Annotated in this window: 19 protein-coding genes, 1 pseudogene and 1 riboswitch; of the genes and pseudogenes, 5 read left to right on the top strand and 15 right to left on the bottom strand. The window is 70.0% G+C overall.

What is annotated here, in order from left to right; genetic code table 11:
* Positions 1-3: 3 nt before the first annotated feature.
* The 8 genes from ABD346_RS26680 to ABD346_RS26645 all read right to left on the bottom strand — a co-directional run bounded on the left by ABD346_RS26680 (position 4) and on the right by ABD346_RS26645 (position 9,585).
* A complete protein-coding gene (locus ABD346_RS26680; RefSeq protein WP_344378317.1) occupies positions 4-522 on the bottom strand; it encodes a GNAT family N-acetyltransferase in 519 nt (172 codons plus the stop codon).
* A complete protein-coding gene (locus ABD346_RS26675) occupies positions 522-1,694 on the bottom strand; it encodes a type III PLP-dependent enzyme (protein WP_344378316.1) in 1,173 nt (390 codons plus the stop codon). The genes ABD346_RS26680 and ABD346_RS26675 overlap by 1 nt, the downstream gene beginning before the upstream one ends.
* A complete protein-coding gene (locus ABD346_RS26670; RefSeq protein WP_344378314.1) occupies positions 1,687-3,006 on the bottom strand; it encodes a DUF6271 family protein in 1,320 nt (439 codons plus the stop codon). The genes ABD346_RS26675 and ABD346_RS26670 overlap by 8 nt, the downstream gene beginning before the upstream one ends.
* Positions 2,988-4,058, bottom strand: coding sequence for a phytanoyl-CoA dioxygenase family protein (locus ABD346_RS26665; protein WP_344378313.1), 1,071 nt, complete (start codon positions 4,056-4,058; stop codon positions 2,988-2,990). The genes ABD346_RS26670 and ABD346_RS26665 overlap by 19 nt, the downstream gene beginning before the upstream one ends.
* Before the next feature lie 787 nt (positions 4,059-4,845).
* Entirely contained in the window at positions 4,846-6,363 is a 1,518-nt protein-coding gene (locus ABD346_RS26660) for a glycoside hydrolase family 3 protein (RefSeq protein WP_344378312.1), read from the bottom strand.
* Between the two features lie 9 nt (positions 6,364-6,372).
* Positions 6,373-7,227, bottom strand: a complete 855-nt coding sequence (locus ABD346_RS26655; RefSeq protein ID WP_344378311.1) for a carbohydrate ABC transporter permease — start codon at positions 7,225-7,227, stop codon at positions 6,373-6,375.
* Between the two features lie 2 nt (positions 7,228-7,229).
* Positions 7,230-8,228: a carbohydrate ABC transporter permease gene (locus ABD346_RS26650; protein ID WP_344378310.1), complete on the bottom strand. Its 999-nt coding sequence runs from the start codon at positions 8,226-8,228 to the stop codon at positions 7,230-7,232.
* Between the two features lie 76 nt (positions 8,229-8,304).
* The gene (locus ABD346_RS26645; protein ID WP_344378309.1) at positions 8,305-9,585 is read right to left on the bottom strand and encodes an extracellular solute-binding protein; all 1,281 of its coding nucleotides are present in this window, start codon (positions 9,583-9,585) and stop codon (positions 8,305-8,307) included.
* A gap of 480 nt (positions 9,586-10,065) precedes the next feature.
* Here ABD346_RS26645 and ABD346_RS26640 point away from each other — a divergent pair, with 480 nt between their 5' ends.
* The 3 genes from ABD346_RS26640 (at position 10,066) to mctP (ending at position 12,851) form a co-directional block, all read left to right on the top strand.
* Positions 10,066-10,827 carry a GntR family transcriptional regulator gene (locus ABD346_RS26640; RefSeq protein ID WP_053729863.1) on the top strand — a complete coding sequence of 254 codons (762 nt, stop codon included), beginning with the start codon at positions 10,066-10,068 and terminating at the stop codon, positions 10,825-10,827.
* Between the two features lie 132 nt (positions 10,828-10,959).
* A complete protein-coding gene (locus ABD346_RS26635) occupies positions 10,960-11,235 on the top strand; it encodes a DUF3311 domain-containing protein (protein WP_344378308.1) in 276 nt (91 codons plus the stop codon).
* Positions 11,232-12,851, top strand: a complete 1,620-nt coding sequence (gene mctP, locus ABD346_RS26630; RefSeq protein ID WP_344378307.1) for a monocarboxylate uptake permease MctP — start codon at positions 11,232-11,234, stop codon at positions 12,849-12,851. Before ABD346_RS26635 ends, mctP begins: the two co-directional genes overlap by 4 nt.
* On the opposite strand, the pseudogene ABD346_RS26625 reads toward mctP, so the two are convergent.
* Positions 12,835-13,386, bottom strand: a pseudogene (locus ABD346_RS26625) (Uma2 family endonuclease); the annotation flags it as partial. The gene mctP and the pseudogene ABD346_RS26625 overlap by 17 nt on opposite strands.
* A 115-nt stretch (positions 13,387-13,501) precedes the next feature.
* Positions 13,502-13,630: riboswitch (cobalamin riboswitch) on the top strand.
* A 127-nt stretch (positions 13,631-13,757) separates the two neighbouring features.
* On the opposite strand from ABD346_RS26625, the gene ABD346_RS26620 reads away from it, so the two are divergent.
* Together ABD346_RS26620 and ABD346_RS26615 are read left to right on the top strand one after the other, a co-directional pair.
* Complete coding sequence (locus tag ABD346_RS26620; protein WP_344378306.1) at positions 13,758-16,133, top strand: ribonucleoside-diphosphate reductase subunit alpha; 2,376 nt, start codon at positions 13,758-13,760, stop codon at positions 16,131-16,133.
* Positions 16,133-17,149: a ribonucleotide-diphosphate reductase subunit beta gene (locus tag ABD346_RS26615; RefSeq protein ID WP_344378305.1), complete on the top strand. Its 1,017-nt coding sequence runs from the start codon at positions 16,133-16,135 to the stop codon at positions 17,147-17,149. The genes ABD346_RS26620 and ABD346_RS26615 overlap by 1 nt, the downstream gene beginning before the upstream one ends.
* A gap of 93 nt (positions 17,150-17,242) precedes the next feature.
* Here the strand turns inward: ABD346_RS26615 and def are convergent, their stop codons facing one another.
* The 6 genes from def to ABD346_RS26585 all read right to left on the bottom strand — a co-directional run bounded on the left by def (position 17,243) and on the right by ABD346_RS26585 (position 23,029).
* Positions 17,243-17,875 (bottom strand): peptide deformylase, encoded by a 633-nt coding sequence (gene def, locus ABD346_RS26610; RefSeq protein WP_344378304.1) that lies wholly within the window; start codon positions 17,873-17,875, stop codon positions 17,243-17,245.
* A gap of 58 nt (positions 17,876-17,933) precedes the next feature.
* Complete coding sequence (locus ABD346_RS26605) at positions 17,934-18,914, bottom strand: tetratricopeptide repeat protein (protein ID WP_344378303.1); 981 nt, start codon at positions 18,912-18,914, stop codon at positions 17,934-17,936.
* A 117-nt stretch (positions 18,915-19,031) separates the two neighbouring features.
* The gene (locus tag ABD346_RS26600; RefSeq protein ID WP_344378302.1) at positions 19,032-20,288 is read right to left on the bottom strand and encodes an HD-GYP domain-containing protein; all 1,257 of its coding nucleotides are present in this window, start codon (positions 20,286-20,288) and stop codon (positions 19,032-19,034) included.
* Between the two features lies 1 nt (position 20,289).
* Positions 20,290-21,786, bottom strand: a complete 1,497-nt coding sequence (locus ABD346_RS26595; protein ID WP_381227845.1) for an HD-GYP domain-containing protein — start codon at positions 21,784-21,786, stop codon at positions 20,290-20,292.
* A 287-nt stretch (positions 21,787-22,073) separates the two neighbouring features.
* Positions 22,074-22,388, bottom strand: coding sequence for a mycothiol system anti-sigma-R factor (gene rsrA, locus ABD346_RS26590; RefSeq protein WP_344378299.1), 315 nt, complete (start codon positions 22,386-22,388; stop codon positions 22,074-22,076).
* A complete protein-coding gene (locus ABD346_RS26585; protein WP_167157084.1) occupies positions 22,385-23,029 on the bottom strand; it encodes a sigma-70 family RNA polymerase sigma factor in 645 nt (214 codons plus the stop codon). The genes rsrA and ABD346_RS26585 overlap by 4 nt, the downstream gene beginning before the upstream one ends.
* Positions 23,030-23,164: the final 135 nt, after the last annotated feature.

Below are 23,164 nucleotides of genomic sequence, written 5' to 3'. Positions count from 1 at the left end.
AAGTCAGCCTACTTTCATGGACATGTACACCGCGTTCGTGCCATAGCTCGCCGGCAGGTCCACCTCGGGGTGGGCGCGGTACCCCAGTCGGGCCCAGAGGACGTGGGCTCCTCGGACCGCCGCCATGGAGATCCGCTCGTATCCCAACTCCCTTGCCACGGAGAGAAGGTGGGTCAGGAGCTTTGGGCCCAGGCCCCGGCCCCGCAGGTGCTCGGCTATCACGAGGTCGTGCGCGTGCAGGTTGCGCGAAGGGTGGTCCCCGTCCTCGGCACGGCTGAGGTCAGGGCTCGTGAAGGGTGGGTACGGCAGGGCGAGGAGGTAGCCGCCCACCTCATCCCGGTGCTCCAGGACGAAACAAGTACCCGCTGCATAGCGGGACTTGAGGGCTTCCCGGCCCTCCGACAGGCCGTCCTCGGCATACGCTCCCGCCTCCAGGGCCACGATCGCGTCCCAGTCGCACTCGGCCAGCGGGCGGACGACGACGTCCGCGTCCAGCAGCAGCTCAGCGTCCAGCAGGCGCATTACCTCGAACCTCCGATGCAGGTGTAGGGCAGCGGGTCGAAGCCGTTGAAGCCCTGGGTCGTGTAGCCGACGGCGTACGCGCCGCAGGAGTGGATCCAGACCGGGTCGCCGGACGCCGCGCCCTCGGGGACCTGGACGAGTCCGGCCTCGCAGTCGTACGCGTCGTCGCTGTCGCAGGTGGGGCCCGCGATCACGGCCGGGACGTACCGGCCGCCCGCGTGGCCGGGAAACTCCAGGCGGTACTGCAGCTCGTCCATCTCGTACAGGCCGTTGAACTTTCCGCAGCTCAGGTACAGCCAGTGCTGCCGCTCGCCGTCGCGCTGCCGCCGCGCCGAGAGCCGGGCCACACGGGCCCGGATCGCGCCGTGGTCGGCGACCAGATGACGGCCCGGCTCCATGAGGAACTCCAGGGGGGAGGCCGACTCCTCGCTGAGGCGTTGCATGCCTTCGCGCAGGACGGCGAAGATCTTGTCGAGCGGCGGGTCGAGCGGGCGGCCGTGCTTGTCCAGGCAGCCGAGGGCGGGCAGGCCGCCGCCGAGGTTGACCGTGTCGAGCAGGATGCCGCGTCCGTTCAGGACCGCCACCAGGTCGGCGAGCTCGTCGAGCGCGCTCTGCCAGGCCTCGGACGTCATCTGCTGCGAGCCGACGTGCACGGACAGGCCCGACGGGGCCAGGCCCGCATCGCGCGCCGCTTCCAGGACGCGTACGGCATCCTCGGCCGAGCAGCCGAACTTCTGGCTGAGGCCCCACAGCGCGCCATCCCCGCTGGTGGCGAGACGGCAGAACACCCGGGACCCCGGGGCGAGCCGGGCGATCGCCGCGACGTCCTCGACACTGTCGGTCGCGAAGTCGCGGATGCCCATGCGGTAGGCGTCGGCGATGTTCTCGTCCGACTTGATCGTGTTTCCGTAGTGGATCCGGTCGAGCGGCACGCCGGTCCTGACGGCCTGCTCGATCTCGTTCGGGCTGGCCGCGTCGAAGCCGGCGCCCTGGCGTGCGAGGCAGTCGAGCACCTCGTCCACCGGGCACGCCTTCATGGCGAACCGGACCTGGATTCCGGGCAGTTCGCGCACCAGCGTCGCGTACTGCGCCTCGATTCCCTCCAGGTCGAAGAAGATCCGGTCGTCGGTGGCGGCGACCAGGGCGGCCCGGACGGCCGTGCTCTCACGCATCGTCGACACCCCGGACCGGAGCCTCGGCCCTGCTCGCGGTCACCAGCGGGCCCCACGCCTCGATGAGCAGCGCGAAGTCCTCGATGTCGGCCTGCGCCTCGTCGAGCAGGCGCTCGCGCAGCGGCACCAGGTGGTCGGCGAACTCGGCGTACCTTCCGCCGAGCTGGCGGTAGCAGCGGTCGAGGACCTCCAGTCTGCGGACGTTCTCGGTGCGGTCCGCGCCCGCGCTGTCCGCGGCGAGCCCGGCGATCGTGGCGGCGCGCACGTGGTGCTGCTCGTCGAGCAGGGCGCCGCGCGCCTCCTCCATCGCCGTGTAGACCGGGTAGAGGTAGAGCATCGACAGGAGGAACTTGGTGAACCGCAGCTGGTAGGCGGTGAACCCGGGGCCGGTCCGGCGCTCGGGGGTGTAGTAGTTCACGATGTTCCGGTTGTGGACCACGCCGGGCAGCGTCGCGTCGCGGACCAGGTGCAGCAGGAAGTAGTCGCTGCCTATCGTGCTGGTCGCGGGCGGCAGCGGCACGCGTTCGTACACCTCGCGGTCGAGGCCGATGTTGCACATGTCGACCCGCCAGATGTCGGGCGCGCCCAGCGTCGACTCGTCGTGGGTGAAGGGGTCGGTGCCGGCCCCGACGAACGAGTCCTCGACCAGCTCCCGCCGCTCTTCGGGCGGGGTGCCGGCGTCGGCCCACAGGCCGACCACCTCGTGGTAGATCTCGGGGTCGAGGTCGCGGATCTCGCCGATGTCCACCGACAGCTCGCCCACGAACGAACTGCCCACCATCGCGACCGGCTTGTGGATGTCCGCCGGGTCGAGCCGGGTCCGCGTGACGTCGGGCACGGCGTCCACGGCCCGCTTGCCGAGCGAGAGCAGTTCGTGGTGGATGGGGAAGACGGGCTCGCCGTCCAGGATCTGGTAGCTGCTGTCGGAGTCCCGGCGGTGCACGGAGTGGCAGCCGAGCGCACTCGCGACGAGGAAGGCCCGGTTGGTGCAGGCGCCGTACGACACCTCCGAGGGCAGCATGAGGTCGAGCATCAGATCGGGCTTGGCCAGTCCGGCCCGCTCGATGACGCGCTGGAGGAAGTCCCGCTGCCGCGCCTCGTCGAGGTGGTGCACGAGGACGCCCCCGACAGGCGTCAACTCCCTTACAACAGCGGCATGTCGCGTGCGGCTCGGCTCGTCGGCGGAGTCCAGGATCAGCAGATGGACCTCGACGTCGAAGTGTTCGGCGGCGTACGCGGCCTCCTCGTGCACGGCCGTGATCGTGGCCGCGCAGGCCCGGTTGGTGGGCAGCGTCAGGCAGATGCGTCGCACGCGGGCTCCTCGGTCGGCGTTGCGGGCCCGGTGGTGCCCCAGGATTCGAGGCCGAGCAGCTTGGCGCCGAGGTCGGTGAGTTCGGCGGTGGGGTACCGGAGGGACTCGTGCCGGCGCGCGTCGCCGACCAGCGTCTTGTTCCAGTCCGGGGTGCTGAGGCTGCGCCAGGATTCGACGCGGGACTTGCGCACCTCGTGGTCCGACTCCAGGGCGGGCATCATCGAGAGGTACTGGACCGCGCGGACACCGTTGTCGGAGGTGTTGCGGGCAACTCCGTGCGCGAGAAGCCCGTTCCAGATCAGCAGGTCACCGGCCTTGAGCTGGGGCCGGACGACGGGGAATTCGGCGCGGTCGGTGTTCGGCCTGATGGGGTCGCGGCCGGCGGGCTGTGCGACCTTCCACTCCTCGAAGCGGCGGAACAGCTCGGGCGAGCACTGGAAGCCGCCGTGGTCGTCCTGGGTGTCGTTGAGCGCGATGATCCCCTGGACGCGCTGCGGCAGCACGCCGAGCGTGGTGTCGACGTCCCAGTGCAGCTCGATGTCGAAGCCCTTGTCGGTGGGTTCGATGTGCGCGCGGTCGCGGTCCTTGACGTTGGGCGGGTTCAGATTGAGCCGGTCGAGGGTGACCCAGAGCTCCTCGCAGTCCCACACGTCGGCGAACGCGTCGTACACCCGCTGGGTCTGGCGGCTGTCCCACAGGAGCTGGTGGTGGTACGCCTCGACGAACCCGTAGACGTGCAGGTGCTGTTCGAGCTCGGAGGCGAACGCGCGGTCCTCGGAGTACCAGGTCTCGGGCCGCTCGGGGTCCAGGCCCTGGAAGTCCCAGGTGAAGTCGAGGAGGCGCCCGGCCGCGGCGGCCGGGATCGCCTCCTTCACTATGACGTAGCCGTACGTCTGCCAGAACGCGAAGTCGTCCTCGGACAGGACGCGCAGCGGGCGGGACTTCTCGATGTCCCGCAGCGGGGTGCGGGCGAGGTACGTCTCGCCGCCGTCGGAACTGAAATAGGGGACGTCGGAGGCGGCTCGGTAGAGATATCGGTCGGATGCCGGCATGCGGTCACTCCAGGGTGCGGATGGGCGGGCGGCTGAGGGGATCCCGCGGGCACAGGGACATGGCCCGGGCGCGGGCGTCCTGTTGGGCGGGGATCGGCAGGGTGCGGCGGCCGGAGCGGTACGCGCGGCCGGCCCGGGGAGTTCACGGTCGGCGGCGCAGAGCTGCGGCTGATGGGGTTCGGCATACGGTCGTGCTCGCGTCCGGCGTGCACCTTGCGGCCGTCCGGGGCCGGGAATGTGCGGTGTGCCGGGCGATGCGGGGCCCTCGGCGTGGTTCTTGCGCCGACCGGTTCACAGTCGGGCATTGCGAGGGCAAACAGGCGCGTGGCAACCGGACTTGGCAAGCTCGGCGCCTCGTCGCGCCGGCCGGTCACCCGGTGGAGAGTGTGCGTCTCCACGAAGACAGGGCCGGGGTTGCCACCTCCTTGCGCTCGGTGCCGCTCATGGGACGGGGGCACCTACACCGATCTTGCGTACCTCCAAGGTGGACTAGACCAACTTCCGGTGTCAACCCCCAAGTTGGGGCGGTGGCGACACCCAAAACGGACAGGTTCACGCACCGGACACACGGAGGATACGTACTGTCAAGTAGACGCCCCCACAGCCGAGTTGACGGCCTCTCGGCCGCGGGACCGGAGCGTTCCGCTCCGGCGGCTCGCACAAGTCGGCCCTCGCGGACACCGAAAGTCGGCCCCATCGTACATGCGGCGTCAGATGTGCCCGCACATGCAAACGTGGCGGGTGACGGTCCGCCGACCGTCACCCGCCACGTGGTTCGTGGGCTGTGTCAGGCCCCTGCGATGGCCTCCGCGGCTGCCCGTCCGCAGACCCGCGCCGCGCCGTGCGTCGCGATGTGCAGGGCGCCGCGCGGGGTCGCCCGCGGGACGCCCATCTCGACCACGACCGTGTCCGGGCGGGCGGCGAGGAGGGCGTCCAGGGCGGCCGCCATCCACGGGTGGCGGTGTTCGTCGCGTACGACCGCGACGACGCGGCGCTCCCCCGCGGCGCCGAGCACATCGGCGGCGGAGCAGTCCGTCCCGAAGGTGCCGCTCTCGGTGCCGGGCAGCAGGGCGGCGAGCTCGCCGCCGATGCTCCAGGGGGTCTCGCTGCTCACCGCGATGTTCATGACGGGCGTGAACGTGGCCACGTACGGGGCCTGCTCCAGCGGGCGCCACGACGGCGAAGCGGTGATCCGGGCGGCCCGGCGCGCGGCCACCAGGCCGATGTCGCTGCCGGTGCCGGGCGCGGTCCCCTCCTGCACCGCCGCGCCCGGCGCCGCCACATCCCCCCTGGCCCGCCTGGTCCACGCCGCCAGCGCACGTACCCGTGCGGCGGCGTCGGCCAGGCGTTCCTCGGCCAGGTCGCCGTCCCGTACCGCCCTGACCAGCGCGTCGCGCAGTCGCAGTACGGTGCCCTCGTCGGCCAGGCCGCCGCCGACGCACAGGGCGTCGGCGCCCGCCGCGATCGCGAGGACGGAGCCTCGCTCGATGCCGACCGTCCCGGCGATGGCCTGCATCTCCACCGCGTCCGAGACGATCAGCCCGTCGTAGCCGAGCTCCTCGCGCAGCAGTCCGGTGAGGATGCGCGGGCTGAGCGTGGCGGGACGTGCGGGGTCGAGCGCGGGAAGAAGGATATGCGCACTCATGACCGACTTGGAACCCGCCGCGATCGCGGCGCGGAAAGGCACCAGCTCACGGGCGTGCAACGTGTCGAGATCCACATCGATGCGGGGCATCGCGTGGTGCGAGTCGACATTGGTGTCGCCGTGCCCGGGGAAGTGCTTGGTGCAGGCGGCGACCCCGGCGGCCTGGAGGCCCTCGATGTAGGCGGCGGTGTGCCGGGCCACCAGGTCGGTCTCGGCTCCGAAGGCCCGTACGCCGATGATCGGGTTGTCCGGGTTGGAGTTCACGTCGGCGGACGGCGCCCAGTTCAGGTTGACCCCGCACTCGGCGAGCCGGCGGCCCAGCTCGCGGGCGACCTCGCGGGTCAGGTCCACGTCGTCGACCGCGCCGAGCGCGAGGTTGCCGGGGAAGGACGAGCCGGTGCGCACCTCGATGCGGGTGACGTCACCGCCCTCCTCGTCGATGGCCACCAGGAGGTCGTCCTGCTCGGCCCTCAACTGGGCCGTTAGCGCTGCCACTTGGGGCGCGGAGACGATGTTGCGGCCGAACAGGCCGACGGAGGCGAGGCCTTCGCCGATCCGGCGAAGGAGCCAGTCCGGCGCGCTGGTGCCGGTGAACCCGGGCTGGAGGACGGCGAGGGCGTCGCGGGTCAGCGTGTCGGAACCCGTGGTCATAGTCGTCATGGGGCGGAGTTATCCCTTCACTGCGCCGGCCGTCAGACCCGCGGCCATCTTGCGCTGGACGAGGAGGAAGAGAATCACGATGGGGACGGCCATCATGGTGGATCCGGCCATCATCGGGGCGTACTCGGTGCCGTGCTGGGTGGTGAAGTTGGACAGCCACACCGTGGCCGTCTGGTGGTTCTGGCTCATCAGCATGAGGGCGTAGAGGTACTCGTTCCACGCCTGGATGAAACCGTAGACCGAGGTCGCCACCATGCCGGGCGCGAGCAGCGGGAAGACCACACGGATGAAGGCGCCGGTGCGGCTGCAGCCGTCGACCATGGCCGCCTCCTCCAGCTCCTTGGGGACGTTGACGATGAATCCGCGCAGCGTCCACACCGTGAAGGGGAGGATGAAGGTCAGGTACGTGATGATCAGGCCCGAGAGCTTGTCGTACTGACCGAGGTCGTTGAGCAGCAGGAAGACCGGAATGATCATGGCGACCAGCGGCACCATCTGGACCGCGAGGATGCCGACGATGACGATCTTGCGGCCGCGGAAGGCGAACCGGGAGATGGCGAGCGCCGCGAGCAGGCCGACCGCGATGCCGATGAGGACCACGACGAGCGAGACGGTCAGGGAGCGGCCGATCGAACCCCAGAAGTCGCCGATCTGGAGCGCCCGCTTGAAGTTGTCGAGCGTGAAGTTCGTCGGGAACAGATGCGGATCGGGGTCGATCGCGTCCTTGGCCGGCTTGAACGCGGTGTTCAGCATCCAGTAGACCGGGAAGCCCGCGGTGACGAAGACGAGCAGGCCGAGCAGGTTCCAGCCGAGCTTGGTCTTCTTGCGGGCGGGGCGGCCGGGCGCCGCAGTTGAGGCAGCCATCGTTACTCCACCTCTCCGATCTTCAGCATCTGGCGCATGTACACGGCGATCACGCCGAGCAGCAGGATCACGGTGAGCAGGGCGATCGCGGAGCCCTGGGAGTAGTCGTTGACCACGAAGGCCTTCTCGTACGAGTACGTGGTGAGCAGCTGGAACTCGGCCTCGGGGTGGCCGCCGCGCATCACGAAGACCTGTGGGAAGACGCCCATGTCCCAGATGACCGACAGCGTCGCGAGCATCACGACGACGGGCTTGAGGATCGGCATGGTGACGTGCCGGAACACGCCCCAGGAGCCGGCGCCGTCGAGCCGGGCGGCCTCTTCGAGCTCCTTGGGGACCTGGGTGAGACCGGCGCTGAGGGTGATGACCACGAACGGCACCGCGCCCCAGACCACGAGCAGCATGATGACGGCGAGGCCCTGGGTGCCGTCGGCGAACCAGTTGTGGCCGTGCATCTCGACGCCGGGAAGCTGGCTGAGCAGCCAGTTGAGGACACCGAAGTCGGAGTCGAACATCCACTTGAAGACGGTGATCGCGACGACGATGGGCATGCCCCAACTCGCCACCAGGGCGACGTTGATGAGCGTCTTGACCCAGCCCGATACCCGCTGGAGCAGCAGGGCGATCAGCATGCCGATGACCATGGTCAGGACGACCGCGGTGGCGGCGAACAGGACGGTGCGTACGACGACCTGCCAGAACTCGGCGTCGCCCAGGACGTTGGTGAAGTTGTCGAAGCCGACCGACTCGGCGGCCTTGAAGCCCCACAGCTGCGGCTGCCCGAATTTCTGGAAGGACAGGGTGACGAGCCGTACCAGCGGATAGCCGAGGACGAGCGCGAGGACGAGCAGACAGGGCGCGAGCAGTGCCCAGGGCACCGCCGCTCCTCCGCCCGCGCCGCGCTTCTTCCCCGGCTCGCCGGGTCGACCGGATCCAGCACCCGGTAGTGGGTCGCGCCGCGCCGGCGGCACCTTGGCGGTGGTTGTCTCTGCGGCACTCATCGCGCGCTCCTGGTGATCCCTCTCTGGAACTGGCCGGGCAGGGCCCCGTCGTGGTGACGGGGCCCTGCCCAAAAGGTCACTTGGTGTTGATGACCTTGTCGATCGCGGCGTCCGCGTCCTTCGCGGCGGCCTCGACCGTCTGCTTGCCGGTGCCGATGTTCTGCAGCATGGTCTGCAGGACCTGGGCCTTCTCGACCTGGCCCCAGCCCGGCGCCATCGGGACGAACCAGCTGGACTCGGCCGCGGTGGCCGGGACGGCCGTCTTCGGGTCCGACTTCAGCGGTGCGAGGTCCGTCTTGTTGTTGGGCAGGTTGCCCTTGGCTATCAGGCCCTTCTGGCCCTGGGTGCCGGTGAGGGCGTTGATCCACTCGGCCGCGAGGCCCTGGGCCTTGGACTTGACCGGGATCGCGAGGTCGGAGCCGCCGAGGAAGACCGGCATGGCCTTGCCGGACGGGGCCGGCATGACGAAGCTCTCGATCTTGTCGGCGAGCTTGCCGACCTTGTCGTTCTCCGGCAGGGCGGCGTTGGCGCCCTCCCAGGCCGGGCTGAAGACGAGGCCGGACTTGCCCTGGCCGTAGACGATGGGACGGTCGGACTCGTCCTTCGTCTTGTCGCCCTTCATGTACTTGTCGACGACGTTCTTGAACTCGGTGAGGCCCTTGAGGGACTCCGGCGAGGACAGGTTGGCCTTGAACTTGCCACCGTCCTCCTTGGCGATGGAGCCGCCGGCGTCGTACACGAAGGACATCGCCGCGTACCAGTCGCGGGTGGGCTGGTACCAGGCGCTGAACTTGTCGCCCTGCTTCGCCTGGATCTTGTCCAGGTCGGCGGTCAGCTCGGTGTACGTCTTCGGGGTCGCGGTGATGCCCGAGTCGGCGGCGATGTCCTTGCGCCAGGTCGCCGTGCGGCCACCGGCGTAGTAGGGGACGCCGTAGGTCTTGCCGTCGTACGAGACCGAGGCCTTGAGGCCGTCCAGCCAGGCGGCGGAGTTGTCGAACTTCGACGGGTCGACCTCGGCGAACGCGCCCTTGATCGAGTAGGCCAGCATCTCGGTGTTGCCCATCTCGACCACGTCCGGCGCCTTGTCGGTGGCGAGGACGGCGTCGAGCTTGGCGTTCTTGTCCGGCCAGCCGTAGTACTCGTGGTTGATCTTCAGGCCGGGGTGCTTGGCGACGATCGCGTCGTCGGCCGCCTTGACCAGCTCGGGCCAGTTCTTCTGCGCGTCGACCGTCAGCCAGACGGTGAGCTCCTTGGCGTCACCCCCCGCGGCGCCGTCCTTCTTGTCACTACCGCCGCACGCCGCGGCGCCGATCATGATGCCCGCGACGCCGATCGCCGCGATGAGCTTGCGCTTCACGCCACTCTCCTCAGGGATCACTGACCCCGTTGCCTTCTTCGTGGCCGCGCCCACCGCGATGCCACATACGACGAGTACTGCCCGTGGGGCCGGGTTCTGGTCTTTAATGGTTTAGACCAGTACCGGGAGCTTGGCCTAGACCTTTAGGGGTGTCAAGGGTCGATAAGAACGCTGAGACCGTCCGTTATCGGACCGACACCTCACCGCCCGGAACACCCCGCAACTCCCCCCGCATGAGCCCGATCCGGCCCGCGCCGGGCTGCCCGCGGCGGCTCCACTGGGCTTTAATGGTTTAGACCAACTTGCACACTTCCCCGCACGTCCGCCGCGTGGCGGTGTATAAGAAGGGCTGTCGATCGCGTTACCGGACCGACACCCTGGCGGAGGGCGACGACCCGTGACCGGTCCGTGCCACCATGTGAGCCGCGACAGACGGAGGAGCCGGTGACGGCAGCAGCGCAGCACTCGGGAAGGCAGGCCATGGCCGACGGGAGCGGGAGCGAGACAGAGGCGGGCGCCGGCGCCCGCACCGCTCGCGTGCCCAAGTACTACCGCCTCAAGCGTCACTTGCTGGAGATGACGGAGACCCTGCCGCCCGGCACGCCGGTGCCGCCCGAGCGCACGCTGGCCGCCGAGTTCGACACCTCCCGCACCACCGTGCGCCAGGCCCTCCAGGAACTGGTCGTCGAGGGCCGCCTGGAGCGCATCCAGGGCAAGGGCACGTTCGTCGCCAAGCCGAAGGTCTCCCAGCCGCTCCAACTCTCCTCGTACACCGAGGACATGCGGGCCCAGGGCCTGGAGCCCACCTCCCAGCTCCTGGACATCGGCTACGTCACCGCCGACGACACCCTCGCCGGGCTGCTCGACATCACCGCCGGCGGCCGCGTCCTGCGCATCGAGCGGCTGCGCCTGGCCAGCGGCGAGCCGATGGCCATCGAGACCACCCACCTGTCCGCCAAGCGCTTCCCGGCGCTGCGCCGCTCGCTGGTCAAGTACACCTCCCTCTACACCGCGCTCGCCGAGGTGTACGGGGTGCACCTCGCGGAGGCCGAGGAGACCATCGAGACGTCGCTCGCCACCCCGCGCGAGGCCGGGCTTCTCGGCACCGATGTCGGCCTGCCGATGCTGATGCTGTCGCGGCACTCCCTGGACGGCCAGGGCGAACCCGTGGAATGGGTGCGGTCGGTGTACCGCGGCGACCGGTACAAGTTCGTGGCCCGCCTCAAGCGGCCGGCCGACTGAGCGCCACTTCCCGGTCGTTGAGCCGTCCGGAATCCGGACGGGGGTTCCCTTGACCGAAACTCTCCCCTAGATTTCCTGCGCATTACCAAGTGATCCAACGCACAGGTGATCGTGAGGGGACGGAGCCACCCAATGCCGGATTCGACAGAAGTGAGGAGACCGGTGATCACGCCCTTGCGCGTGGTCATCGCGCTCTGCCTGATCGCGCCCTTCGTGGCGATGCTGTGGGTGAGCTCGTACGCCAAGACCGACCCGGCGCTCGGCGGCATCCCGTTCTTCTACTGGTACCAGATGCTCTGGGTGCTGATCTCGACCGCGCTCACCATGATCGCGTACAAGCTGTGGCAGCACGACCAGCGCTCCCGCACCGCCTCCACGTCTGACAAGCAGGGGGGTGCGTCCACGTGAAGGACGGCGTGAACGGCGTCGCGCTCGGCGTCTTCATCTTCTTCTTCCTGGCCGTCACGGTCATCGGCTTCATGGCCGCGCGCTGGCGCAAGGCCGAGAACGAGGCGAGCCTGGACGAATGGGGCCTGGGCGGACGGTCGTTCGGCACCTGGGTCACCTGGTTCCTGCTCGGCGGCGACCTGTACACGGCGTACACCTTCGTCGCCGTACCCGCGGCGATCTACGCGGCGGGCGCTGCGGGCTTCTTCGCCGTGCCGTACACGATCCTCGTGTACCCGCTGATCTTCACCTTCCTGCCGCGCCTGTGGTCGGTCTCGCACAAGCACGGCTACGTCACCACCTCGGACTTCGTGCGGGGCCGGTTCGGCTCCAAGGGCCTGTCCCTCGCGGTCGCGGTCACCGGCATCCTCGCGACGATGCCGTACATCGCGCTCCAACTGGTCGGCATCCAGGCCGTGCTGGACGTCATGGGCGTGGGCGGCGAGTCCGGCAACTGGTTCGTCAAGGACCTGCCGCTGCTCATCGCGTTCGCGGTGCTCGCGGCGTACACGTACTCCTCCGGCCTTCGCGCGCCCGCGCTGATCGCATTCGTGAAGGACGGTCTGATCTACCTCGTCATCGCGGTGGCGATCATCTACATCCCGATCAAGCTGGGCGGCTTCGACGCCATCTTCAGCGCGGCGCAGCACAAGTTCGCGGGCCCGCCCGGCGGCAAGCCGACGGGGGCGATCGCGCCCGGCGAGTCGAGCCAGTGGACGTATGCGACGCTCGCGCTCGGCTCGGCGCTCGCGCTGTTCATGTACCCGCACTCGATCACCGCGACGCTGTCCTCCAAGAGCCGCAACGTGATCCGCCGCAACACCACGATCCTGCCGCTGTACTCGCTGATGCTGGGCCTGCTCGCGCTGCTCGGCTTCATGGCGATCGCGGCCGGGGTCAAGGTCAAGAACGGCCAGCTGGCGATCCCTCAGCTCTTCGAGGACATGTTCCCGGACTGGTTCGCGGGCGTCGCCTTCGCGGCGATCGGCATCGGCGCGCTGGTCCCGGCGGCGATCATGTCGATCGCGGCCGCGAACCTTTTCACCCGCAACATCTACAAGGACTTCCTCAAGCCGGACGCGACACCCGCGCAGGAGGCCAAGGTCTCCAAGCTGGTCTCCCTTGTCGTGAAGGTCGGCGCGCTGGTCTTCGTCCTGACCATGGACAAGACGGTCGCGATCAACTTCCAGCTCCTGGGCGGCATCTGGATCCTGCAGACCTTCCCGGCGCTGGTCGGCGGCCTGTTCACCCGCTGGTTCCACCGCTGGGCGCTGCTCGCGGGCTGGGCGGTCGGCATGGTCTACGGCACCCTCGCCGCGTACGGGGTGGCCTCGCCCACCCAGAAGCACTTCGGCGGCTCCTCGAAGGAGATCCCGGGCATCGGCGAGATCGGCTACATCGGCCTCACCGCGTTCGTCCTGAACGTGGTGGTGACGGTGGTCCTCACGGTCGTCCTGCGCGCCCTGAAGGCCCCCGACGGCATCGACGAGACGTCGCCCGAGGACTACACGGCGGACGCGGGCGACCCGGGCGTGGCCACGGAACTGCCCCCGGCGACGGCGGGGTCGGCGCACTGAGTTCTGCTCGTACACATACGCCGAAGGGCAGCGTGCGCACGTTCGCGTACCGGCGGCCTTCGGGCTCGCTGTAGACGGAGATCTCGCACTTGGCCCGGTCGATCAGCAGGTATACGGGAATGCCCGTCTCCGCATAGGCCTGAGGCTTCTCGACGTGGTCCCGCCGGTGAGTGTCCGAGTCCCACGAGGTCACCTCGACCACCATGAGAATGGGGTCCGGGTCGACCCAATCGCCCTGCCCGACGAAGGCATCCGGATGAGCCAGCACCGCATCGGGGATGGCGCGCCCCGTCCGGTATTCCTCCGCCTTGATCCCCTGTCCCGGGTGCAGGAAGAGGTCGTCAGGCCGAGCCTGCATGCAGACCTTGAGCAGCCACTGAATGATCCGGTTGTGATCGCCGTCCGGGATGGCCTTGCTCCTGATGACCCCGTTGATGAATTCGAGCCGCGTTCCCTCCCTCTCGCGGGCTGCTATGCGCGCCAGAGCCTCGAATTCGTCGGGCAGCATGTGGGGGCGGTCGGCCATCACGGTCATGCCTCGCTCACCTTCCTCGACGGTGCTGTCTCCGACGATAGCGGAGAGGTACGTCACAGGAGCGCCACATCGCGGCTGACACAACATGTGGGGGCTGCCGCATCCGGAGCCCCCCACATGTATGCTCGTCCTCGCTGTCGCCGCAGGGGAATCCGGTTCGAATCCGGAACTGTCCCGCAACGGTATGACCTGTACGTCTTTGTGCCGGTCGAGTCCGATGACCTGCCGATGGCGCGTCCGGGTCGACCGAACCGGATGCCAGACGTCCGGGCCTCGCGGTTGGGCCGGTGGACGACGCGCTCGGGCTGCCCCGACGCGCGCCGACGCCTCCCTCCGAAGGGCCCCGTGCCGAGCGAGGGAGTGCCCCCCACGTGACCATCGCCCCTGCGGATCCCGCTTCAGCGATCACCGAAGAGCTGGCGGATGCCCCGGGGACCGCGTTGCTGCGGACCCTGACCGATCTCACCGCCGACCTCGCGGACACCGACCCCGGCCGGGTCGCCGCCGCCGCGCTGCGGGGCCGCAACGCCCGTTCCGACGAGGCCGAGCTGCGCGAGCTGGCCACCGAGGCGGCCGCGGGGCTCATCTCCGAGGACCCGGCGTACTCCCGCCTCGCCGCCCGCCTCCTGACCATCACCATCGCCGAAGAGGCCGCGACCCAGGGCGCGGTCTCGTTCTCCGCCTCGGTCGCCGTCGGCCACCGCGAGGGCCTGATCGCCGACCGCACCGCCGAGTTCGTCGACGCCCACGCCGCCCGCCTCGACGCGCTGGTGGACGCCGCCCTCGCCGACGGCGCCGACGACCGCTTCGGCTACTTCGGCCTGCGCACCCTCTACTCCCGCTACCTGCTGCGCCACCCGATCACCCGCAAGGTCGTCGAGACCCCCCAGCACTTCATGCTGCGCGTGGCGTCCGGCCTCGCCGAGGACGAGTCGGTCCGCGCCCTGGACGAAGTGGCGTCCCTGTACGGCCTGATGAGCCGCCTGGACTACCTGCCGTCCTCCCCGACGCTCTTCAACTCCGGCACCCGGCACCCCCAGATGTCGTCCTGCTACCTGCTCGACTCGCCGCTGGACGAGCTCGACTCGATCTACGACCGCTACCACCAGGTGGCACGCCTCTCGAAGCACGCGGGCGGCATCGGCCTCTCGTACTCCCGCATCCGTGGCCGCGGTTCGCTGATCCGGGGCACCAACGGCCACTCCAACGGCATCGTCCCGTTCCTGAAGACCCTCGACGCGTCGGTGGCCGCGGTCAACCAGGGCGGCCGGCGCAAGGGCGCGGCCGCGGTGTACCTGGAGACCTGGCACTCCGACATCGAGGAGTTCCTGGAGCTGCGCGACAACACCGGTGAGGACCAGCGGCGTACGCACAACCTGAACCTCGCGCACTGGATCCCCGACGAGTTCATGCGCCGGGTCGACGCCGACGGCCAGTGGTCGCTGTTCTCGCCGGCCGACGTGCCCGAGCTCGTCGACCTGTGGGGCGAGGAGTTCGACGCCGCCTACCGCAAGGCCGAGGCCGCCGGGCTCGCCCAGAAGACCATGCCGGCCCGCGACCTGTACGGCCGCATGATGCGCACCCTCGCGCAGACCGGCAACGGGTGGATGACGTTCAAGGACGCCTCCAACCGCACCGCCAACCAGACGGCCGAGCCCGGCCACACGGTCCACTCCTCCAACCTGTGCACCGAGATCCTGGAGGTCACGGACGACGGCGAGACGGCGGTCTGCAACCTCGGCTCGGTCAACCTGGGCGCCTTCGTCGTGGGCGACGGCATCGACTGGGAGCGCCTCGACGCGACCGTCCGCACCGCCGTGACCTTCCTCGACCGGGTCGTCGACATCAACTTCTACCCGACCGAGCAGGCCGGCCGCTCCAACGCCAAGTGGCGCCCAGTGGGCCTGGGCGCGATGGGCCTCCAGGACGTCTTCTTCAAGCTGCGCCTGCCCTTCGACTCCCCCGAGGCCAAGGCCCTCTCCACCCAGCTCTCCGAGCGGATCATGCTGACCGCGTACGAGGCCTCCACCGACCTCGCCGAGCGGTCGGGCCCGCTGCCCGCCTGGGACAAGACCCGCACCGCGCGCGGCGTGCTGCACCCCGACCACTACGACGTCGAGCTGACCTGGCCGGAGCGCTGGGCGGCCCTGCGGGAACGTATCGCCAAGGTCGGCATGCGCAACTCGCTGCTCCTCGCGATCGCCCCGACCGCGACCATCGCGTCCATCGCGGGCGTGTACGAGTGCATCGAGCCGCAGGTCTCCAACCTCTTCAAGCGCGAGACGCTGAGCGGTGAATTCCTCCAGGTCAACGGCTACTTGGTGGAGGAGCTCAAGAAGCTCGGCGTGTGGGACGCGCAGTCCCGCGAGGCGCTGCGCGAGGCGAGCGGCTCGGTGCAGGACTTCAACTGGATCCCCGCCGACGTGCGCGCCCTGTACCGCACGGCGTGGGAGATCCCGCAGCGCGGCCTGATCGACATGGCCGCCGCCCGCACCCCGTTCCTCGACCAGTCGCAGTCCCTGAACCTGTTCCTGGAGACGCCCACCATCGGCAAGCTGTCGTCGATGTACGCGTACGCCTGGAAGCAGGGCCTGAAGACGACGTACTACCTGCGCTCGCGCCCGGCGACCCGCATCGCCCGCGCCGCCCAGGCCACCCCCACCATCCCCGTCCAGCAGGCGGCCCCCGACGCCGACGCGATCGCCTGCTCGCTCGAAAACCCCGAGTCCTGCGAGGCCTGCCAGTAATGAGCACCACCCAAGACAAGAACCTGCTCGACCCGGGCTTCGAGCTGACTCTCCGCCCCATGCGCTACCCGGACTTCTACGAGCGCTACCGGGACGCGATCAAGAACACCTGGACCGTCGAGGAGGTCGACCTCCACTCCGACGTCGCCGACCTCGCGAAGCTGACGCCGGGCGAGCAGCACATGATCGGCCGCCTGGTCGCGTTCTTCGCGACGGGTGACTCGATCGTCTCCAACAACCTGGTGCTGACGCTCTACAAGCACATCAACTCCCCCGAGGCGCGGCTCTACTTGAGCCGTCAGCTCTTCGAAGAGGCCGTGCACGTCCAGTTCTATCTGACGCTGCTCGACACCTACCTCCCCGACCCGGAGGACCGTGCGGCCGCGTTCGACGCGGTCGAGGAGATCCCCTCGATCCGCGAGAAGGCGCAGTTCTGCTTCAAGTGGATGGACTCGGTCGAGAAGATCGAGCGCCTGGAGACGAAGGCCGACCGCCGTCGTTTCCTGCTGAACCTGATCTGCTTCGCGGCGTGCATCGAGGGCCTGTTCTTCTACGGTGCCTTCGCGTACGTCTACTGGTTCCGCAGCCGGGGTCTGCTGCACGGCCTCGCGACCGGCACCAACTGGGTGTTCCGCGACGAGACGATGCACATGAACTTCGCCTTCGAGGTCGTGGACACCGTCCGCAAGGAGGAGCCGGACCTCTTCGACGATCTGCTTCAGGAGCAGGTCACCGACATGATCAAGGAAGCGGTCGAGGCGGAGCTCCAGTTCGGCCGCGACCTGTGCGGTGACGGCCTGCCGGGCATGAACACCGAGTCGATGCGCGAGTACCTGGAGTGCGTCGCCGACCAGCGCCTGACCCGGCTCGGCTTCCCGGCGGTGTACGGCTCGTCGAACCCGTTCTCGTTCATGGAGCTCCAGGGCGTCCAGGAGCTGACGAACTTCTTCGAGCGCCGCCCGTCCGCCTACCAGGTGGCGGTCGAGGGCTCGGTGGGCTTCGACGAGGACTTCTAGTCCCCCACATACGTAAGGCGTGGGGCGCCGCTGCCACGGGGGGAGCGGAGCCTCACGCCTTACGGTCTTGCGCCAACTGCCTTACGGGGAACGTCAGTTGTTGGGCACGGTCTCGTAGCGGGCCGTGCCCTCCGCCATCTGCTTCAGCGCGTCCTTGCGGTCCCGCTTGGAGAGCCGGTCGATGTACAGGTACCCGTACAGGTGGTCCGTCTCGTGCTGGAGGCAGCGCGCGAAGTAGCCGGTGCCGCGCACCCTGACCGGGTTGCCCTCGGCGTCCTGGCCGGTGACCACCGCGTAGTCGGGGCGGGCGAGTTCGGCGTACGCGGTCGGCACGGACAGGCAGCCCTCGTTGGACTCGTCCAGGACACGCAGCTCGGACGGCAGCTCTTCGAGGACCGGGTTGCAGACGACGCCGACGTGCCGGACGCCCTCGTCGTCCATGCAGTCGTAGACGAAGACCTTCAGGTCCACACCGATCTGGTTGGCGGCCAGGCCCACGCCCTCGGCCGCCTTCTGGCTGGCGAACATGTCGTCGACGAGCTTGGCGAGCTCGCCGTCGAACTCGGTGACGTCCTTGCACTCCTTGTGGAGCACGGGGTTGCCGACCACCGTGATCGGGCGGGCGGTGCCGCGCTCGCGGTAGGCCAGCTCGCGCGCCTCGCAGTCCTCCGTGTCCACGACGAACCCGTCGTTCTCGACCTGCTGGTCCGTCTCCTGCTGCGCCATGTCCGCCGTAAGCCTTCCTGAAAACCCGATTCCGATCCCATACAGCCTAAGGCCAGGCTCAGCAGACTTCTTCTAGATCCCGCCACTCCCGGCTGTCCGGGTTGTCGGCCACCCAGCCGTCGAGGAGGCCGCGGACCAACCCCGCGGGGGCCGCGATGCCGCATTCGCGTTCCGGGACCCACAGGTCGCCGGAGGTGCGGTGGCCGAGCGGTCCCGGGTGGCCGGGCTCGCTGTGGTCGTGCGGGTCGAGGTGCTCGCCGTCGCCCTCGTCGCTGGGCATCTGGGACTCGGAGCAGGCCCGGCACAGCAGGCGTACGGAGGAGGACCAGTCCTCGGCGGCGAAGCCGGCATCGGCCGCGAGCTGCTCCAGCGCGTCCCGGTCGGCCTCGGTGGCCGCCTCCAGGAGGACCACCCAGGTCGGCACCGGCGAGGGCGCCCACAGCTCGATCTCGTCGAAGACCGGGAAGGACGGGCCGGCGGCGGTGGTGCGCTCGCCGTGCGGGACGCCGTCGTGCAGCACGACCTCGCCCCAGCGCCGCCCGGAGGACGGCAGCGGGATGGACAGGACTTCCATGCGGGCCGGGTCGAGCCGGCGGCCCCACACCACCTCGGCCTCGCCCTCGGGCGAGAGGCGCACGGCGGCGCTGCCCAGCTCCATGCCGACGGGCTCACCGCTGCCGGTGGCCTCGCCCGGCACCTTCAGGCCGTACGCCTGCCAGGCCCGGCGGGCCAGCGGCCAGTCCTGCAGGGCGGTGGCCGCGATGCCGACGTTCCACCAGTCGGGGGCGCCGGTCTCCTTGTCGAGGAGGGCGACCGCACGAAGCCCGGCGGCCCGCGCCTGCTCCCAGTCGTGCCGGAACTTGTGCAGGAGCGCCAGGTTGAACCAGGACTCGGACAGCCACGGTTCCAGGTCCGCGGCGCGCGTAAGCAGCGCCCCGGCGTCCTCGTACCGGCCGTCGCCGATCAGCGTGAACGCACGGTCCGTGGCCTGCCGCCACGAGGCGGAGGGCCGGTGCCGTCCCTTGCCGAAGATCCTCACGATTCCCGCCTGCCCAGACCGGCCCCGACTACCGGGTCGGTCTTACGGTCTCCCAGTTTTCTGGGTTCTTTTCGCATCCAACCATGCCCAGCCGGAAGGCCGCTCATTACTCCTGGGTTACCCAGGAGGCACCCGGGTCAGACAGCCTCGGGCCAGCACGCGTGCCAGGGATTCGACAACCTGGGGATGGTAGTCACGGCCGGTACCGAGACGCAGCTGTTCGAGTGCGCTCAGCGACCCTCCGGGGCCCGGTGAGCCCTCCGCGAGGTCGTCGTAGGCGTTGACCGCGCGGACGATCCTGGCGGGCAGCGGCTGCTCCCGGTACGGGTCGGCCTGCCGCTCCACGACGACCGCGACGTCGGCGGGCACCCCGGTCTGGCGCACGACCGCGCCGCCGAGCAGCGCGATGCGGCGCTGCTCATCGGCGGGCAGCGTGGCGGTGGCCCCGGCGGGGACCGGGTCGAGCAGGGACAGCTGCCCGATGTCGTGCATGAGCGCCGCGTACTCCAGGACGGTCAGCTCGCTCTCGGAGAGCCCCAGCTCGCGCCCGACGGCCCGGCTGAGCTGGGCGACCCGGCGGGCGTGGCCCGGCTTGGTGTATCCGGCGATCTCGGTGGCGCGGGCCAGTGAGGTGATGGTCTGGCGGTACGTGGTGCGCACGGCCGCATACCGCCGGAAGGCCAGCTGGGTGAGGAGCAGCGGCACGCAGAACACGGGCAGCGCCCACAGCCCGGCGGCGGCGACGGCGAGGGCCATCACGGTGCCGGTGGCGCACACGGCGGACCCGATGCCGATGAGCCCGCGCAGTTCGTCGCGCAGGAGCGGCCCGAAGGGGTACCGGGTGCGGGCGTACAGCAGCAGGGCGCAGACCACCGCGTCGCACAGCGCGGTCAGTACGAGCAGCAACAGGAGAACGAACGCGAAGTACGGTCCGTGCCCGAACCAGGCGTCGAGGTGCCCCGAGTTGTAGAGCGGCTGAAAACAGACGGCGGCGAAGGCCACGGTGAGCACCCGCCGGGCCGCCTGGTCCAGGCTCGGCCCGCGCCCGACGGCCACATGCGGTACGGATCCGAGCAGGGCCGCGGCCATCACCACGGCGATCACCTGGAGCACCCCGTGCCGGGTGGCGTGCCCGGCGTTCTGCCCGAGCAGCGCGTAGGCCAGCGCCCCGGCCGAGGCGAGCGGCGCGGGGTCCCGCTCCCCGTCCCCGGCCCCCCACCGGGCCAGCTCCCCCACCGCGATGAGCGCGCCGAACGCGGCGGCGGTGCCGGGTTCGACGAGCCCGTCGTGCAGGGTCGCCCCGAGCGCCCAGGCGGTGAGCAGCCCGGCGAGGGCGTAGGCGGCGAGGACGGGGGCGGAGGGCCGGGCGGCCATGTCAGGCGCCTTGGGCGTTCGAGCGGCGGGGGTCGGGGAGCCCGGGTGCGGGGTGGGGGCGCGGCCCCGGTTCGCCGACGTCCGCTAAGGGCGAGATCCGGCCGGTCGCGGGCGGGGTGGGGAGCAGATCCGCGGCGGGCTCAGCGGGCGTCCCCACCGGTCTGGACGGCGGTACGTTTCCGCGCGCCCCGAAGCCCGCAGGCTCGTCCGCGGTGACCTCGACGTGCCATCCGTACCGGGACAGCGCCCGCACCAGGCCGCCGACCATCCGCGGGTCGAACTGCGCGCCCGCGCACCGCTCCAGCTCGGTGACGGCCGCCGCGACCGGTCTCGCCTGCCGGTAGGAGCGCGTGGACGTCATCGCGTCGAAGGCGTCGGCCACCGCGACCACCCGGGCCGCCTCGGGGATCTGGCCGCCCGCGAGCCCGTAGGGATAGCCGCTGCCGTCGAGCCGCTCGTGGTGGTGCAGGATCGCGGCGCGGGCCTCGCCGAGGAAGCCGATGCCGCGCACCATCTCGTGCCCGTACTCGGGATGCAGTTCGATCACCGCCCGCTCCTCGGGGGTGAGCGGGCCGTCCTTGCGGAGCACCCGGGTCGGCACCCCGAGCTTGCCGACGTCGTGCAGGATTCCGGCGAACCGGATGACCTCCAACCGCCCTTCCTCCATGCCGAGTTCGCGCGCGATCATCTCCGAGGCCCGGCCGACCCGCTCGCTGTGGCCGCGCGTGTACCTGTCCTTGATGTCGACGGCCTGGACGAGGGCGCGGATGGTGGCCCGGTGGGCGGCGCGCTCGCGGTGGTACTGGGCGAAGACCCAGCACGAGATGTACATGGGAAGCAGCACGAACAGCGCCGCGGGCGGCCCGAACCGGCTCCGCCAGAGGACGGCCATCATCAGCCCCGCGAGCCCGTGCACACAGTGCGGGGCGAGCGAGCGCAGCAGGAGCCCGCGCCAGGCGGTGCGGGGCGGGCGCCGTTCGGCGGTGGCCAGGATGAGCCCGTCGAGCGCGGTCAGGGCCAGGCAGAACACCAGGGCGGCGGCCCCGGCCGGCAGCAGCGCGTACGGGAAGTCGGGTGCGGCGGCGGCGCCCCGCCCGCCCAGCGTCTCGCGCCCGCCGAGCAGCACATGGGCGCCGGCCGCCGCCGACGCCGCGATCGCGAGCTGCGCGGCCCGCCAGACCCGGCGCACCCGGCGCGGCTCCTCCTCGACGGACGCGATGAGCGCACCCGGCACCGCGACGAGGGCGGCGGCGGCCGGCGGGAGCAGGAAGGCGGCGGCGAGCAGCACCGGGAAGAAGGAGCCGGAGGCGATCGGCACGTTCACGCGCCCGGCGAGCACCGGGCAGCGCGGCGGCCATTCGCAGAGCGCGTACAGGCCCGCGAGGAGCGCCACGGCCGCCCAGGGCACGCCCTGGCGCAGTACGGGCAGCGCGCATGCGCCCGCGCCCACGACGGCGCCCACGACGGCGATGCGCGCCCCGACCGGAATGTCCCGCAGCCCCCTCGGCTCCGCCATGGCCCCCACCTCCCCATCCGCCCGGGCAGCCCAGTGCGTACAGCTTCGCGAGAATAGGCCTGCGTGCGGTGACGGTGGGGCGCATGGTCGGAATAGGGCGTTTCGAGCCTCCCGGATTAGCACATTCGGGTGACGCCGGGCGCCCCATGGGCATGAGGACACAGCAGAGCGGCCACGACGTGAGGTCGTGGCCGCTCTCAACTGCCCTGCCGCGAGCGGCAGTTCACCGTTCTAGATCATCCGTGTCACAGCGCCGGATCACCTGGAGATCATTCGGACCGCAGCGTCGGCATCTCTCCCGTGACGACGTCCTGTTCGGGCACCGCCTGGCCGGAGCGGATCAGGTCGATGCGGCCCATCACCTTGGAGCGCAGATCGCTCGGCACGTCGTCCGAGCCGCAGCAGCGCTTCACCAGCTTCTTCACGGCCTGCTCCAGGCCGTACTTCTCCAGGCACGGCGAGCATTCCTCGAAGTGCACCTCGAACTTGTCGCAGTCCGTGGGGGGCATCTCGTGGTCGAGGAACTCGTAGAGGTGGTCCAGGACCTCAGAGCAGTCCGTCTCGTGCGGCTCTCCGCAGCTCATGAGCCCGAGCCTTTCGCTTCGTCCGACTCGCCGGCGCCGGCCGGGACGAGCCCGCGGTCACGGGCGTAGTCCTCCAGCATTCCGCGCAGTTGGCGGCGGCCCCGGTGCAGCCGGGACATCACTGTACCGATGGGTGTACCCATGATGTCCGCGATCTCCTTGTACGCAAAGCCCTCTACGTCCGCGAGATACACGGCGATGCGGAACTCTTCCGGAATGGCCTGCAGGGCTGCCTTCACGTCCGAATCCGGCAGATGGTCGAGCGCCTGCGACTCGGCGGAGCGCAGCCCCGTCGACATGTGCGACTCGGCGCGCGCGAGCTGCCAGTCCTCGATCTCCTCCGCGGCGCTGCGCTGGGGTTCGCGCTGCTTCTTCCGGTAGGAGTTGATGAAGGTGTTGGTGAGAATCCGGTAGAGCCAAGCCTTCAGGTTGGTGCCCTCGCGGAACTGGTGGAAGGACCCGTACGCCTTGGCATACGTCTCCTGGACCAGGTCTTCCGCATCGGCGGGATTGCGCGTCATGCGCAATGCGGCCGAGTACATCTGGTCGAGGTAGCCGAGGGCATCCCGCTCGAAGCGCGCATTGCGCTCGGCGGTGGTCTCTTCCACGTGGCCGTCGTCGGTCCCTGTGACCGGACCCACCTCCTCGAACGCTGTGCTGAGCCCGAATGCGGACCCACTCGAATCGGAGGATAGACGACGATCCGCTCCGCCCGCCGCTCGAATAGGAGCGGTCCTGGCCGCGGAAAGCACCGTCCACTCCAGGTCAGAGGCGGC

Source organism: Streptomyces mauvecolor, from assembly GCF_039532965.1.
GTDB lineage: Bacteria > Actinomycetota > Actinomycetes > Streptomycetales > Streptomycetaceae > Streptomyces > Streptomyces violascens.
Note: the sequence above shows the minus strand (reverse complement) of the source record. Positions and strands in the feature narration are given on the sequence as shown.